Below are 15,092 nucleotides of genomic sequence, written 5' to 3'. Positions count from 1 at the left end.
CGGGTTCGGGCCGACAGGCCCGAACCCGGAATGACGGCGCGATCGTCTCTTCAGCGCGGCAGGATGCTCGTGCCCATGAGGAATTCGTCGATCGCACGCGCAGCCTGGCGACCTTCGCGAATGGCCCAGACGACGAGCGATTGGCCGCGCCGCATGTCGCCGGCGGCGAATACCTTGTCCCGGGACGTGCGATAGGCCTCCGTGTCGGCCTGCACGTTGCCGCGCTTGTCGACGGACACGCCGGACTGGTCGACGAGACCGGCTGTGACGGGTCCGGCGAAGCCGATGGCGAGGAAGACAAGGTCGGCCTTCAGCACGAATTCCGCACCGGCAATGGGCTGCCGGCGTTCGTCCACGCGCACGCAGTTGACGCCCGTGAGCCTGCCCTTCTTGCCAGCGAGACCAAGCGTTGCCGCCTGGAACTCACGCTCGGCGCCTTCGGCCTGGCTCGACGAGGTGCGAAGCTTGGTCGGCCAGTAGGGCCAGATCGCCAGCTTGTCCTCGATCATCGGGGGCTTCGGGCGGATGTCGAGCTGGGTCACCGAGAGCGCGCCCTGGCGGAAGGCTGTGCCCACGCAGTCGGAGGCGGTGTCGCCGCCGCCGATCACGACGACATGCTTGCCGGCCGCAAGGATTGGCTCGTCATGGACGGTTTCCTGTCCGTTGCGGCGGTTCTGCTGCACGAGATAGGGCATGGCATAGTGGACGCCCTCGAGCTCCTGGCCGGGCAATTTCGGATCGCGCGGCGCTTCCGCGCCACCGGACATCAACACGGCATCGAACTCCTGTTCGAGCTCGGCGAAATCCTTGTTCACGCCGATATTGACGCCGTAATGGAAGACGACGCCCTCGGCTTCCATCTGCACCACGCGGCGGTCGATATGGTGCTTCTCCATCTTGAAGTCAGGGATGCCGTAGCGCAGCAGGCCGCCGGCCTTGGGCTCGCGCTCAAAGACATGGACCGCGTGGCCGACACGGGCGAGTTGCTGGGCGGCGGCAAGGCCGGCCGGCCCCGAGCCGATAATGGCGACGCGGCGGCCGGTCACGGTGCCCGCGACCTCCGGCTTGATCCAGCCGTTATCCCAGGCCTTGTCCGCGATGGTCTGCTCGATGGTCTTGATGGTGACCGGCACGTTCTCCAGGTTCAGCGTGCAGGCTTCCTCGCAGGGGGCGGGGCAGATGCGGCCGGTGAATTCCGGGAAGTTGTTGGTGGAATGCAGGTTGCGCGCAGCTTCTTCCCAATCTCCGGCGAAGACCAGGTCGTTCCAGTCGGGGATCTGGTTATGGACCGGGCAGCCCGTCGGCCCATGGCAGAACGGGATGCCGCAATCCATGCAGCGTGCCGCCTGCCGCGTGACATCCTTGTCGTCGAGCGGCAGCGTGAATTCTCTGAAGTGGCGAATGCGATCGCCAGCGAGCTGATACTTCGGCTCCTGCCGGTCGTATTCAAGGAAACCTGTGACCTTACCCATCGTCCTGTCCAGCTTCTGCCCCGTCATGGCCGGGCTTGACCCGGCCATCTCGATCGGAAGGCGCAATTCTCGTGTCGGGATCCCCGGGACAAGCCCGGGGATGACGTTGTGGAGAAGAAAACGACTACTCCGCAGCCTGCAGCGTGCGCGCCCGCTCCATCTCGCGGATGGCGCGCCGGTATTCGACCGGCATCACCTTGACGAAGCGGGTGCGGTAGTCGGCCCAGTTGTCGAGGATCGTCTGCGCCCGGGTCGAGCCGGTGTAGTCGCGATGGTTGACGATGAGCTGCATCAGCCGCTCCTCGTCATGGCGCGACAGGTCGCCCAGAATATCGATCCGGCCCTTGGTTTCGAGATCGCCGCCGTGATGGTGGAGGCGCTCAAGCAGGTCTTCTTCCTCTTCGACCGGTTCGAGATCGACCATCGAGAGGTTGCAGCGCTTGGCGAAGGAACCGTCTTCGTCGAGCACATAGGCGATGCCGCCGGACATGCCGGCCGCGAAGTTGCGGCCGGTCTGGCCGATGACCACGACAACGCCGCCGGTCATGTATTCGCAGCCATGGTCGCCGGTGCCTTCGACGACGGCGACGGCACCCGAGTTGCGGACGGCGAAGCGCTCGCCGGCCACGCCCCGGAAGTAGCATTCGCCGGCGGTTGCTCCGTAAAGCACCGTGTTGCCGACGATGATCGAACGCTCGGCGACGACCTTTGATTCCGCCGGCGGATGGATGATCAGCTTGCCACCCGACAGACCCTTGCCGACATAGTCGTTGGCCTCGCCCTCAAGCTTCAGCGTCACGCCCGGTGCCAGGAAGGCGCCGAAGCTCTGGCCAGCCGTGCCCTTCAGGTTCACCGTAATCGTGTCGTCGGGAAGCCCCTCGTGGCCGTGGTGCTTGGCGATCTCACCGGAGAGCATGGCGCCGGTCGTCCGGTCCACGTTCCTGATGCTATGCGTCAGCGTCACCGCTTGCCCGGCGGTGAGCGCCGGCGCGGCTTCCGCGATGAGCTTGCGATCGAGGATGTCGTCGATCGGGTGCTTCTGGCGCTCGGCGTGCCGGGTTGCGATGTCGGCGCCGACGGCGGGCTGGTGGAACAGCCTGTCGAAATCGAGCCCCTTCGCCTTCCAGTGGCTCAGGGCTTCCATCTTGTCGAGGATGTCGGTACGGCCGACGAGATCCTCGATCCGGCGCACGCCGATTTCGGCCATGCGCTCGCGCACGTCCTCGGCGACGAAGAAGAAGTAGTTGATCACGTGCTCCGGCAGGCCCTTGAAGCGCTTGCGCAGCACGGGGTCCTGCGTCGCCACGCCGACCGGGCAGGTGTTGAGGTGGCACTTGCGCATCATGATGCAGCCGGCCGCGATCAGCGGGGCTGTCGAGAAGCCGAACTCGTCGGCGCCGAGCAGGGCGCCGATGATGACGTCGCGACCGGTGCGCAGGCCGCCGTCGACCTGCAGCACCACCCGGCCACGCAGGTTGGAGAGCACCAGCGTCTGCTGGGTCTCGGCGAGGCCGATTTCCCAGGGCGAACCGGCGTGCTTCAGCGAGGTGAGGGGGCTCGCCCCCGTCCCGCCGTCGTAGCCGGAGATGGTGATGTGGTCGGCGCGCGCCTTGGCGACGCCGGCGGCAACCGTGCCGACGCCGACCTCCGACACGAGCTTGACCGAGACATCGGCCGCCGGATTGACGTTCTTCAGGTCGAAGATCAGCTGCGCCAGATCCTCGATTGAATAGATGTCATGGTGCGGCGGCGGCGAGATCAGGCCGACGCCCGGGGTCGAATGGCGCACCTTGGCGATGATCGCATCGACCTTGTGGCCGGGCAACTGGCCGCCCTCGCCGGGCTTGGCACCCTGCGCCACCTTGATCTGCATCACGTCGGCATTGACGAGATAATGCGCCGTCACGCCGAACCGGCCCGAGGCCACCTGCTTGATGGCCGACCGCCGCGAGCGGCCGTCCGGCATCGGCAGGAAGCGCTCCGCCTCTTCGCCGCCTTCGCCGGTATTCGACTTGCCGCCGAAGGAGTTCATGGCGATGGCGAGCGTCTCGTGCGCCTCACGCGAGATCGAGCCGAAGGACATGGCCCCGGTCGTGAAGCGCTTGACGATCTCGGATGCGGGCTCGACCTCGTCGAGCGGGACAGGCTCGTTGCCGAGCTCGCGTGCCGTCTTGATCCGGAAGAGGCCGCGAATGCTCGTTGCGCGATTGCCCTGTTCGTCGATCAGCCTGGCGAATTCCTGGTAGCGTTCGCGGGCGTTGTGCCGCACCGCATGCTGCAGCGTCGCCACCGTGTCCGGCGTCCAGACATGGCTTTCACCACGCAGGCGATAGGCATATTCGCCACCCACGTCGAGAGCTGTGCGATAGATCGGCGCGTCGCCGAAGGCGTCGCGGTGCCGCAGCACCGTTTCCTCCGCGATCTCGGTGAGGCCGACGCCTTCGATGCTGGTCGCGGTACCGAAGAAATACTGCGCGACGAAATCGCTCTTCAGCCCAACCGCGTCGAAAATCTGGGCGCCGCAATAGGACTGATAGGTCGAAATGCCCATCTTCGACATGACCTTGAGGAGGCCCTTGTCGATCGACTTGATGTAGCGCTTGACGATCTCATAGGCGTCCACCTCCTCGGGGAAGTCGAGGGCCTCGTGCATCGACAGCAGCGTCTCGAAGGCGAGATAGGGATTGATCGCCTCCGCGCCATAGCCGGCAAGGCAGGCGAAGTGGTGCACTTCGCGCGGCTCGCCGGTTTCCAGGACGAGGCCGACGGAGGTCCTGAGGCCCTTGCGGATGAGGTGGTGGTGCACCGCCGCGGTGGCGAGAAGGGCAGGGATGGCGATCTTGTCCGGCCCGACCATGCGGTCGGACAGGATGATGATGTTGTAGCCGCCGTGGACGGCCGCCTCCGCGCGCTCGCACAGCCGCCCGAGCGCACCTTCGAGGCCGGCCGCGCCTTGCAGGGCCGGGAAGGTGATGTCGAGCGTCTTGGTGTCGAAGCGGTCTTCGTAGTGGCCGATGCAGCGGATCTTCTCGAGGTCTTCGTTCGTGAGGATCGGCTGGCGCACTTCGAGCCGCTTGCGGCGCGATGTCCCTTCGAGATCGAGGATGTTCGGCCGCGGTCCGATGAAGGACACGAGCGACATGACGAGCTCCTCGCGGATCGGATCGATCGGCGGGTTCGTCACCTGGGCGAAGTTCTGCTTGAAATAGGTGTAGAGCAGCTTGGACCTGGCCGACAAAGCCGAGATCGGCGTGTCGGTGCCCATCGAGCCCACCGCCTCCTGGCCGGTGACGGCCATGGGCGGCAGCAGCAGCTTGATGTCCTCCTGCGTATAGCCGAAGGCCTGCTGGCGATCGATGAGACTGACATCGGTGCGGGACTCGCGCGCCTGCACGGGCGGGAGTTCCTCCAGCACGATCTGCGTGCGCTCCAGCCACTCGCCGTAGGGGTTGCGGGTGCTGAGTTCCTGCTTGATCTCCTCGTCGGAGATGATGCGCCCCTTTTCCAGGTCGATGAGCAGCATCCGGCCCGGCTGCAGACGCCACTTCTCGACGATCTTCTCCTCGGGAATGGGGAGAACCCCCATCTCGGAGGCGCCGACCACGAGGTCGTCGTCGGTCACGAAATAGCGGGCCGGCCTCAGGCCGTTCCGGTCGAGGGTCGCGCCGAGCTGACGGCCATCGGTGAAGCAGATGGCGGCGGGGCCATCCCAGGGCTCCATCAGGGCCGCGTGATACTCATAGAAATGCCGCCGCTCCTCGCTCATGAGCGGATTGCCGGCCCAAGCCTCGGGGACGAGCATCATCATCGCGTGGACGAGCGAATAGCCGCCCTGCACCAGGAACTCGAGCGCGTTGTCGAAACAGGCGGTGTCGGACTGACCCTCGTAGGAAATGGGCCAGAGCTTGGCGATGTCGTTGCCGAAGAGCTCCGAGTCGACCGAAGCCTGTCGTGCCGCCATCCAGTTGACGTTGCCGCGCACCGTGTTGATCTCGCCGTTATGCGCGACCATGCGGTAGGGATGGGCCAGCGACCAGGTGGGGAAGGTGTTCGTCGCGAAGCGCTGATGCACCAGCGCGATCGCCGACTGGAAGCGCGGGTCGTTGAGGTCCGCGTAGTAGTCGCCGAGCTGGGTGGCGAGCAGCATGCCCTTGTAGACAAGAGTGCGCGACGACAGGCTGACCACGTAGTAGCCGGCCGTGCTCGCGTCCTTCATGTCGTAGATGGCGTTGGAGATCACCTTGCGGGCGATGAACAGGCGCCGTTCGAACTCGTCCTGATCGGCAATGTCGGGCCCGTGGCCGACGATGATCTGGCGATGCAGCGGCTCGGTCGGCTTGACGGTTTCGCCGAGGCCGGAATTGTCAACGGGCACGGTGCGCCAGCCGAGGAAGGAAAGCCCCTCTTCGATGATCAGACGCTCGACGATTTCCGTGACAAGGCGGAAGCCTTCCGTGTCGCGCGGCATGAAAAGATGGCCGACAGCGTATTCGCCAGGCTCCGGCAGCGTGATGCCGAGGCGCGCGCATTCGTCCTGGAAGAACAGATGGGGGATCTGCACCAGCATGCCGCAGCCGTCGCCGGCCTTGGGATCTGCGCCGACGGCGCCGCGATGGTCGAGATTCCTCAGGATCGACAAGCCGTGCTGCACGATCGCATGGCTCTTGCGGTTCTTCATGTCCACTGCGAAGCCGACGCCGCAGGCATCGTGCTCGTTACGCGGATCATAAAGACCCTGCGCCGCCGGCATGCCGTGATCGGCGGCCGACCGCGCCGGGGACTGTGGCCACTTGGGTGTATCGCCCCCACGAAGTCTGTATTCGTTCACCATGGAAGGCTCCCTCCCTCGACGCTGCGTTCACGCGCAGACAGCTTGAACCCCAGTATAGGCCACTCAGGCCCAAAGGGACGCAAGCCATCGACTTTTCAGGAGGTCCGGTCGCGCTGCGCGCCGCGTCCGCACCTCGGCGGGCGGCGACGAAATGTCGAGAGCCCGCTAGCCCCGCGCGATGCGCGTAGCCGCTTTCTGGTCTCGTTTCGTTTTTACCGACCGTGCCATCGTCAAACCGTCAACCGTGGTATCTCGCCCGTGCAATGAGGCGCAATGGGACAGTATCGCTGTCCTAACTTGTCGGAACATGCCAGATTTTTTTTTGCCGCACAAGCGCCCAATTGCGCGCGTCTGCACATAAAGTTCTTTGATTGGCGTTTGGAACGAAATTTTGTGACCGCTGGCCAGTGTGTTGCGGAATGATCATTCGTTCGCGATCATTCCAAACGAGCACGTTCTGGAGCCCTCTTGGGGGGCTTTTACCTCCCGCGCCGCTTTGCCTATGCTGTGCGAGCCGGGCGCTCGGGGAGAGACAGATCGTGAATTTTGGCAGTGACAATGTCGCGGGGGCGAGCCCCCGTGTTCTCGAAGCGCTGGTCGAGGCCAATCGAGGAACAGCAAGTGGTTATGGCACGGATGGCTTGACCGGCCGGGTCACCGCACGGCTGTCCGCGATCTTCGAACGCGACGTCGATGTCTTCCTCGTGACCACCGGCACGGCCGCCAATGCGCTCTGTCTGGCGGCGATGGTCGACCCGTGGGGGGCCGTGCTGTGCCACGCCGAGGCGCATGTCGCCACGGATGAGTGTGGCGCGCCGGAGTTTTTTTCCGGCGGCGCGAAGCTCGTCGGGCTGCCGGGGTTCTGCGGCAAGATGACGCCGATGTCTGTCGAGGCCGCCCTGACCGGCGGTCACGCGCCGCCGCCCCATGCCGTCCTGCCCCAGGCCCTGTCCCTGACCCAGGCGACGGAAATGGGCACGGCCTATACGGCCGCCGAGATCGCCGAGATCGCCGGCATCGCCCATGCGCATGGTCTCGGCGTGCATATGGACGGCGCACGTTTCGCCAATGCCTTGCTGCGGCTTGACGCAACACCCGCGACGATCACCTGGAAGGCTGGTGTCGACATCATGTCCTTCGGCGCCACGAAGAACGGTTGTCTCGGTGTCGAGGCCATCGTGGTCTTCGACCGTGCCAGGGCGCGCCACCTCGCCGAGCGCCGCAAGCGCTCCGGCCATCTCCTGTCGAAGGGGCGTTTTCTGGCGGCGCAGCTCGATGCCTATCTCGCCGATGACCATTGGCTCGATCTCGCCCGGCACGCCAATGCAATGGCGGATCGGCTGGCCGCCGGGCTCGTCGCGCTGGGGGTGCGAATCGCCGTGCCCGTGGAAGGCAACGAGGTCTTCGCGGTCCTTCCGCGGGCGATGCATGATGCGCTGCAGGCCAAGGGGGCTGTCTATTATCGCTGGGCGGGCACAGGCGTGCCCCCGGGCGATGCCCCCCGCGGCGAAGAACGCCTTGTGCGGCTGGTGACCTCCTTCGCGACCACCGTCGATGAAGTCGACCTCTTCCTCGCGGCGGCAGGCCACGTCGATCATCGTGAATAAACTATGAAGATGCCGTATAGGCGCCTCAATCGACCCTAGAATCCAGGCCGATTGTCAGTATCGAGCGAGGCCAAACATGCCCGGCCAAACTATAGTCCAGCCGAGCCTACCCTTCATGCCGATTGCGGTCTTACCCGCAAGGCGGCGTGCGGGCATTATCGCCTCAATGGTCGTCGCGGCTGGTCTGTCGTTGACAGCCGGAGCTCTTCCGGCCGCTGCGCAGTACTTTTACGACAGGCCGCCCGGATATGTGCCGCTTCCGCCCGAGCCGGTGCCGGAAGCGCCTTGGGTAACAGAGGCGCCTCGGGCCAGGCGCCCCTGGGCGCCTCCGCCGCGCAGCTATGCCGATGACGCGATGCCCCGCGGCGCCGTCGAATCGCTTCTGGCGCGACGGGGCTATTCCGTGGAGGGGCCGCTGCGTCGCCGCGGCGATGTCTATGTGGCGACGGTCATGGATCGGCGGGGCACGCTGCTGCGCCTGGCGGTGGATGCCTTCGACGGCACCATTCTCAGCCGCCGTGTGGTGGCGGAGGTCGTTCCGGACTGGCGTGATGCGCCATCGCCGGGTTCGCGCTGGGGGGCGCCCGACTGGGATGATGAAAGCGACGCCGCGCCCGGACGCCGCTATGGCAGCCGTGGCGTGGACGAACGCTATGCGGCCCGTGAGCCGGCGCGTCCCGTTGAGCCGAGGGTGATACCGGCGCCTCCCATGCCGCGGTCCATCGCGCCGAAGGCGGGTGAAACGCGGGCCCAGCCCAACATTCCACACCCGCCGGCGCGTCCGCAGAGCCTCGGCAGCGATGAGGGCTCGGGAACGCCGAGTCCTCCTGAGGTCGCGCAGGCTCAGCCAGGGGATCCCGCTAGATCCCCGCCGCTAAAGTCCGTGCAACCCGAAAGGCCGGCCGTCGTGGACATCGTGCCTCCGGATCTGCCCGAGGTGCCGCCCCCGTCGTTCTGAGCATAAGCCCGTAGAGACGCCAGCTTTCGGGACGAATATCCCCCGCCTTGACGAAACGCCATAGGGGTTCCGTTCTGTCGCAGGCTTCGGCTTCAGCCGATAAAAAAGGCGCCTCGCTGAGGCGCCTTTCGCAAGTTCTGTTCATGCAAGTTCCGGTTCACGGCTGTGCAGGTGGAACGGAGATCTCCGTTCCACCGTGACGACCTTTACGCGGCCACCTTCGCCTGCTCGATCACTTTCGGCTCGACGGCCTTTGCCGTCTGCGAAGAGATCGGAATGAAACGCGGCTTCTTCGCTTCCGGGATCTCACGGACCAGGTCTACGTGAAGAAGTCCGTGCTCGAGGACCGCGCCCTTGACGAGCACATGGTCGGCAAGCTGGAAGCGGCGCTCGAAGGAGCGCGCAGCGATACCCTGATAAAGGACATCAGGCTTCTGTTCACCGTCCGCGACCTTCTTCTCTCCGCGGATTGAAAGCGTGTTTTCCTTCACCTCGATGCTCAGATCGTCATCGGTGAAGCCCGCGACCGCGACAGAGACGCGATAGTCGTTCTCACCGGTCCGCTCGATGTTATAGGGCGGATAGGTGGAGGCGCTGTCGACGCCAGAGGCTTGGTCCAGCAGCGAGAAAAGCCGGTCAAAGCCGACGGTGGAACGGTAGAGGGGTGCAAAATCAAACTGACGCATAGCATATCCTCCTAAGAAGCGACATGCGGAGCACCCGCCGTCATGGCCGGGTGCCGCTCGTTATGCAGCCGATCTCGGCCTGCATGACAAGGATTTGGGAAGGACATTCTGGCATTTCAAGACCCGCGACGCACTCGTCCGTGGCGGAGCCGGACGCCCGCGCGTATAATCGATATATCAATGGGATACGGCTTCTTCGGTGTGGTTCAACGGTTGTCGCGGTCGAGGATTATTTTGGAGCTTTTCGCAACGCCAGACAACGCCGTCCCGTCGGGCGCAGCCGTTTCGACGGTGCCGACGAGCGACGGTATCAACCTGCGGGTCGCCCGCTGGACGCCGCGGGGGCGCAAGCGGCCGCGCGGCACGGTCCTCATTCTCCAGGGGCGGGCGGAGTTCATCGAGAAGTATTTCGAGACCGTCAGTGATCTGACCCGGCGTGGATTTGTCGTCGTGGCCTTCGACTGGCGCGGGCAAGGCGGATCGGACCATCAACTTGCGAATCATCGCAAGGGCCATGTGTCCTCGTTCAAAAGATACCGGCGCGATCTTGATGCCGTGATCAACGAGGTCCTGGCCGTCCACTGTCCCGCGCCCTATTTCGCGCTTGCGCATTCGATGGGCGCCGCGATTCTGTTCGATGCCCTGAGTTCAGGCGAGAATCGCTTCGAGCGGACGGTGGCACTCGCCCCCATGCTGGCGATTGCCCGTATCAAACACCCGGGGCTTGTGCGTGGCCTTGCGGAAGCGCTCGGGCTTCTTGGTCTTTCCCGTCGGTTCATCCCGGGCGGCGGCGCCACGCCTCTTGGTACGAAGCCCTTTCTCGACAACCGCCTGACGTCCGATCCGGTTCGCTACACCCGTAATGCGGCCATCGTCGCGGCCGCACCGGGCCTCGGCCTCGGCGATCCCACCATCGGCTGGGTTCGCGCAGCCTTCCGTTTCATGGCGCGGCTCAATACGCGCCGAAAGGCTGAAGCGATCACGGCCCAGGTGCTGGTGATCGCCGGCGGTGCCGATCCGGTGGTTTCGACCTCCGCGATCGAACGCTTCAGCCTGTATCTCAAGTCGGGTCACGCGATCGTGCTGCCCGGGGCCCGCCACGAGCTTCTCATGGAGCGGGATGATATTCGCGAGACCGTGTGGGCGGCTTTCGATGCCTTCATTCCGGGCACGGAGGAAGCCGAGCCGCCGAGCCCTCACGCCGACAGCAGCGACAGCGCGGCGGCGTGAACCCTTGCGTCGCCGGCGACGACGACGCTGCCGCCATCGGTGACGGGGTTGCCCTGCCAGTCGGTGACGATGCCGCCGGCGCCGGTGATGATGGGGATGAGGGGGAGGATGTCGCAGGGCTTCAGGCCGGCTTCGATGACGAGATCGATATGGCCTGCGGCGACCATGCAGTAGGCATAGCAGTCATAGCCGTAGCGATGGAGGCGGCAGGCCTCTTCCACGCGGCGGTAGGCGGCCAGCGCCTCGCCCTTGAACATGTGGGGCGACGTCGTGGAGATCGTCGCCTCGGCGAGGCTCGCGCAGGCGCGCGTTTTCAGCGCATGGTCTCCCGCCGGTCCGCGATAGCGGGCACCTTGCCCGTCGCCGACGAAACGTTCCCCGGTAAAGGGCTGGTGCATGAGACCATAGACCGGCTGACCCTTGTGTTTGAGCCCGATCAGCGTGCCCCACAGCGGCAGGCCGGCAATGAAAGCCTTCGTCCCGTCGATCGGGTCAAGGACCCAGACGTAATCGGCATCCGTCTGCTCATCGCCGAATTCCTCTCCGGCAATGCCGTGGGCGGGAAAGGTCGCCCGGATCAGCTGCCGCATGAGGGCTTCAGCGGCCCGGTCGGCCTCCGTCACGGGATCAAAGTCGTGCCCGCCGGATTTATCCTCCGCGCGAAGTGCTGAGCGGAAGAACGGCATGATCACCTGGCCCGAGCGGGTGGCGAGATCATCGGTAAAACGGGCGATGTCGACGACTGTCATTCCGGAGCCTCTGTCGGCTGAATCGAATGGGGCCGGCGTCCCGTCACGTGCCCGGGGCGCTCCTCAGATGTTGAATTGTCCCAAGCCTTTAACCAACTAAGCCCAAGCCGGTGAATTCTTTTTTTTAGGATGCCAGCGAAAGTTTCGACAAGGGACTTGTTTTTTGTGCGGTGCGGTGGCATATTGTTGCAGTGCGGTACGGCAACTGAGGTTGCTGTCCCGCTGCCCTCCTTGGGCGTTTCCTCCCTAGACTTGGGCCGCGCGCGAAAGTGGGCGGCCTTTTTTCTTGTCCGCAGGGAAGGGGCCCCCGGGACCGTGCAGTCCAAGCGGTCCGCTACTCTGCGGCGATGGCGCGTGGCGCCAGATCGTCCGGCAACGATGCCAGCACCTTGGTGAAGACGAGCGCGAGGTCTGCGGCCACCTTCTCGAAATCCGCCGAGCGCTCCAATGTCCGCTCGTTCATGTAGAGCGCCCGGTTCGTCTCGATCTGGAGTGCATGGCGCCCGGCATTCGGCTCGCCGTAGTGCTCGGTGATGAACCCCCCCGCATAGGGCTTGTTGCGGACGACCCGGTAGCCGCATTCGCGCAATTCGTGTTCGACACGTTGCGTGACGCAGCTTGCGCAGCTCGTGCCATAGCGGTCCCCAAGCACGAAATCAGCCCGCAGTGGCTCCTCGCGCGAAGCGCCGACCGAGGGCATGGAGTGGCAATCCACGAGGAGGACGCTGCCGAATTGCCGCATGGTGCGCGATATCAGCTGCCGCAGCGTGCGGTGATAGGGCTTGTAGAGCCACTCGATCCGCCGCAAGGCCTCGCTGACGGCAAGCTTCTCCCGATAGATCTCCTGGCCGTCACCGACGATCCGCGGCACCGTGCCGAGGCCGCCGGCGACACGCAGAGATCGCGTGTTGGCGAAGGGCGGCAGCCGGCCCTCGAACATGCGCGGATCGAGTTCATAGGGTTCGCGGTTGACGTCGAGATAGGCGCGCGGGAAATTGGCCCTCAGCAGCGGGGCGCCCAGGCCGACCACGGAGCCGAAGAGGGCATCCACATGGGTGTCTTCGGACCGGCGCAGGCTGAACGGGTCGAGGCGGGCGGTTGCGAGAAAGGCTTTGGGGTAGATTCGGCCGGAATGGGGGGCATTGAAGACCGCGGACACGGTCTGCCGTGCCGGATCCATGACCTGGAAAGGCGATTCGAATTCCGGTTCAACGGGATAGGACATTTCAGCAATCAATTGTTAGGGCAGAATAGCATTGCAACCCAGTCAATTTGGCTTTTTTAGCCACGCATGTCCATTGAGGGCCATGTCCTTCACCGCCTGTTTACGTCAGCGCGGCTTTATTGGAAGGAACGTGGTTCGGGGTAATGCGTATTGAACGCCATGAACAAAATTCTTCTCGCGGAAGACGATAACGATATGCGGCGCTTTCTGGTGAAGGCTCTCCAGAATGCCGGATACGACGTGGCTTCCTTCGATAACGGGCTCTCGGCCTATCATCGGCTGAGGGAGGAGCCGTTCGAACTCCTGCTCACCGACATCGTCATGCCGGAGATGGATGGAATCGAGCTGGCGCGTCGCGCGACGGAACTCGATCCGGATATCAAGGTGATGTTCATCACCGGTTTCGCGGCGGTCGCCCTCAATGCGGATTCGCAGGCGCCCAAGGAAGCGAAGGTGCTTTCCAAGCCCTTCCATCTTCGTGAACTCGTCAATGAGGTCGAAAAACTTCTGGCCGCCTGACGGGCGTTTCACAGGCTCGCCATAAAAGCTTCATCAGGCGTGTTTGGGTGGCTTGCGCTTCCGATCATGTCGAGCTATATCGGCGGCCTCGGATGTGACCCGTACACATCCTCCGGCAAGCGGGCCGGGCCTCCAAGCCCATCCGTTTCCGGCTTCGTCCGTGTTTCTCCGCTCTTGCGCGTTCCAAAGGCGCCGCATAAAAGGGGCGAACAGGTGGCGAACCAGTCATTCGTCTGTTTGAGTTGGCCGATCGGCTGATTTCTGCTGGCGTAGGGCGCGTAGCTCAGCGGGAGAGCACTACGTTGACATCGTAGGGGTCACAGGTTCGATCCCTGTCGCGCCCACCATCACTTTCATCGGCCATGTTCGGGAAGCCCGCTTCCAGGACTGGCTTGTCGGAGACCTCGGACATGAAAATCCGCAACTCGCTCAAATCGGTCCGCGGCCGTCATCGCGACAACCAGCTCGTGCGCCGCAAGGGCCGCATCTACGTCATCAACAAGACCCAGAAGCGCTACAAGGCTCGTCAGGGCTAATCGCGCTTCGCTTTTGTTGCTGTTCCGACGCTTCGGTTGCCCGACCCCTATGGTCGGGCTTTTTGCGTTGACAGCAGGCGCGATCACACGTTCGTGCGGGGTCGGGGCTAGGGCAAATCCGGCTTGGATGGAATCGTCTGATACCATTTAAACTGATGAATTTTCTCGTCAATTTTTGAACGACGCCAAGTCCGCAACAGACGGACTTGCTCCAGGCGTGGCTTTGACCGCCTCGGCCTTTGGGCCTACATTAGGCGCATGCGTACCGCATCTCTTTCTCTCCCGACGGTTTTCGGCACGTTCCTCCTCCTCGCGGCCCTGGCGCCGGCGGGCGGCTTCGCCCAATCAGGAGCAGGTCAGCGTGGGAATGCCACCGCGGCGCCGCAGCGCGCCGAGACCGCGGCGGAGGCCCCTCCGCCAGCAGATTCGCGCCGGGCGATGCTCGATGAGCTGTTCGCGCGCCTGGCGGTATCGCAGGATGAAGAGGAAACCAAGGGTATTACCCGCCTGATCGAGCGGCGTTGGTTGCAGTCGGGCAGCGACACCGCGGATCTCCTGATGAGCCGGGCTATCGCGGCCGCCAGTGCCGACAAGGATGAACTGGCGATCGAGCTCCTGGACCGCGTCGTCGTTCTCCAGCCGGATTGGGCGGAAGCCTGGAACAAGCGGGCGATCGTCTTCACGTCGCTCGGCGATGATGACCGGGCGATTCTCGATCTGCGTCGCGCCGTTGCCCAGGAACCCCGCCATTTCACCGCCTGGACGGGTCTCGGTGTCCTGTTCCGTAAAGCCGGCGACAAGAAGAGTGCCCTCGCGGCCTTCCAGCAGGCGCTTGCGATTGCGCCGCATCTACCCGATGTCGAAAAGGTGGCGGAGCAGCTCGAGCTCGAGGTCAACGGCCGCGATATTTGAGGCCGCCCGGGTTTCCCGCGGGACTATGTCCCTGCGCCCGGGAGGTCCGGATTCATGCCGCTGCGCAGCACGCTGCCGACACTGCCGCCAGCGACGATCGGATTTGTGGATACCGGAAGGCGCCGGGGCGGAGGCCCTCAGCCGGGATGAAGACACGCGATGCTTAGAGCAAATCCGACTTAGATGGAATCGTCTGGTGCCATCTAAGTCGGTTAATTTGCTCGTTAACTTCTGAGCGACGCCAAGTCCGCAAAAGACGGACTTGCTCTAGGTGTCGAAGCTATGAAGGTTGTTCATCCGGGGCCGGGATGTGAGGCTGGGGTTGCGAAGCACCAACCCTAACCGGAGCACCCGGATGAACGTTCAT

Annotated in this window: 11 protein-coding genes and 1 tRNA gene; 7 read left to right on the top strand and 5 right to left on the bottom strand. The window is 64.3% G+C overall.

The window, feature by feature from the left end; all coding sequences use genetic code 11:
* Window positions 1-50 precede the first annotated feature (50 nt).
* Both C7450_RS23765 and gltB read right to left on the bottom strand, forming a co-directional pair.
* Window positions 51-1,472, bottom strand: coding sequence for a glutamate synthase subunit beta (locus C7450_RS23765; RefSeq protein WP_110377196.1), 1,422 nt, complete (start codon window positions 1,470-1,472; stop codon window positions 51-53).
* Window positions 1,473-1,596: 124 nt separating this feature from the next.
* On the bottom strand, window positions 1,597-6,222 hold the full coding sequence (gene gltB / locus C7450_RS23760) for a glutamate synthase large subunit (protein ID WP_245450104.1): 4,626 nt from the start codon (window positions 6,220-6,222) through the stop codon (window positions 1,597-1,599).
* Window positions 6,223-6,842: 620 nt separating this feature from the next.
* On the opposite strand from gltB, the gene C7450_RS23755 reads away from it, so the two are divergent.
* Window positions 6,843-7,910 (top strand): threonine aldolase family protein, encoded by a 1,068-nt coding sequence (locus tag C7450_RS23755; RefSeq protein WP_110376960.1) that lies wholly within the window; start codon window positions 6,843-6,845, stop codon window positions 7,908-7,910.
* A gap of 355 nt (window positions 7,911-8,265) precedes the next feature.
* A complete protein-coding gene (locus C7450_RS23750; RefSeq protein ID WP_146227479.1) occupies window positions 8,266-8,868 on the top strand; it encodes a hypothetical protein in 603 nt (200 codons plus the stop codon).
* Between the two features lie 206 nt (window positions 8,869-9,074).
* On the opposite strand, the gene C7450_RS23745 is transcribed toward C7450_RS23750, so the two are convergent.
* Window positions 9,075-9,554, bottom strand: coding sequence for an Hsp20 family protein (locus C7450_RS23745; RefSeq protein WP_110376958.1), 480 nt, complete (start codon window positions 9,552-9,554; stop codon window positions 9,075-9,077).
* Between the two features lie 234 nt (window positions 9,555-9,788).
* On the opposite strand from C7450_RS23745, the gene C7450_RS23740 reads away from it, so the two are divergent.
* Entirely contained in the window at window positions 9,789-10,784 is a 996-nt protein-coding gene (locus tag C7450_RS23740; RefSeq protein ID WP_246573284.1) for an alpha/beta fold hydrolase, read from the top strand.
* On the opposite strand, the gene hisN is transcribed toward C7450_RS23740, so the two are convergent.
* Window positions 10,751-11,533 (bottom strand): histidinol-phosphatase, encoded by a 783-nt coding sequence (gene hisN / locus C7450_RS23735; protein WP_110376957.1) that lies wholly within the window; start codon window positions 11,531-11,533, stop codon window positions 10,751-10,753. The genes C7450_RS23740 and hisN overlap by 34 nt on opposite strands.
* Before the next feature lie 334 nt (window positions 11,534-11,867).
* Window positions 11,868-12,758: an N-formylglutamate amidohydrolase gene (locus C7450_RS23730; protein ID WP_110376956.1), complete on the bottom strand. Its 891-nt coding sequence runs from the start codon at window positions 12,756-12,758 to the stop codon at window positions 11,868-11,870.
* Between the two features lie 159 nt (window positions 12,759-12,917).
* Here C7450_RS23730 and cpdR point away from each other — a divergent pair, with 159 nt between their 5' ends.
* The 4 genes from cpdR to C7450_RS23710 all read left to right on the top strand — a co-directional run bounded on the left by cpdR (window position 12,918) and on the right by C7450_RS23710 (window position 14,725).
* Window positions 12,918-13,277: a cell cycle two-component system response regulator CpdR gene (gene cpdR, locus C7450_RS23725; protein WP_110376955.1), complete on the top strand. Its 360-nt coding sequence runs from the start codon at window positions 12,918-12,920 to the stop codon at window positions 13,275-13,277.
* Window positions 13,278-13,549: 272 nt separating this feature from the next.
* Window positions 13,550-13,624, top strand: a tRNA-Val gene (locus C7450_RS23720).
* 63 nt (window positions 13,625-13,687) lie between these two features.
* A complete protein-coding gene (ykgO, locus tag C7450_RS23715) occupies window positions 13,688-13,813 on the top strand; it encodes a type B 50S ribosomal protein L36 (RefSeq protein WP_110376954.1) in 126 nt (41 codons plus the stop codon).
* A 258-nt stretch (window positions 13,814-14,071) separates the two neighbouring features.
* A complete protein-coding gene (locus tag C7450_RS23710) occupies window positions 14,072-14,725 on the top strand; it encodes a tetratricopeptide repeat protein (RefSeq protein WP_110376953.1) in 654 nt (217 codons plus the stop codon).
* The last annotated feature ends 367 nt before the right edge of the window (window positions 14,726-15,092 follow it).

Origin of the sequence: Chelatococcus asaccharovorans (genome assembly GCF_003201475.1) — a bacterium.
GTDB lineage: Bacteria > Pseudomonadota > Alphaproteobacteria > Rhizobiales > Beijerinckiaceae > Chelatococcus > Chelatococcus asaccharovorans.
The sequence above is the reverse complement of the archived record's forward strand: the minus strand, read 5'-3'. Positions and strand labels throughout refer to the sequence as shown.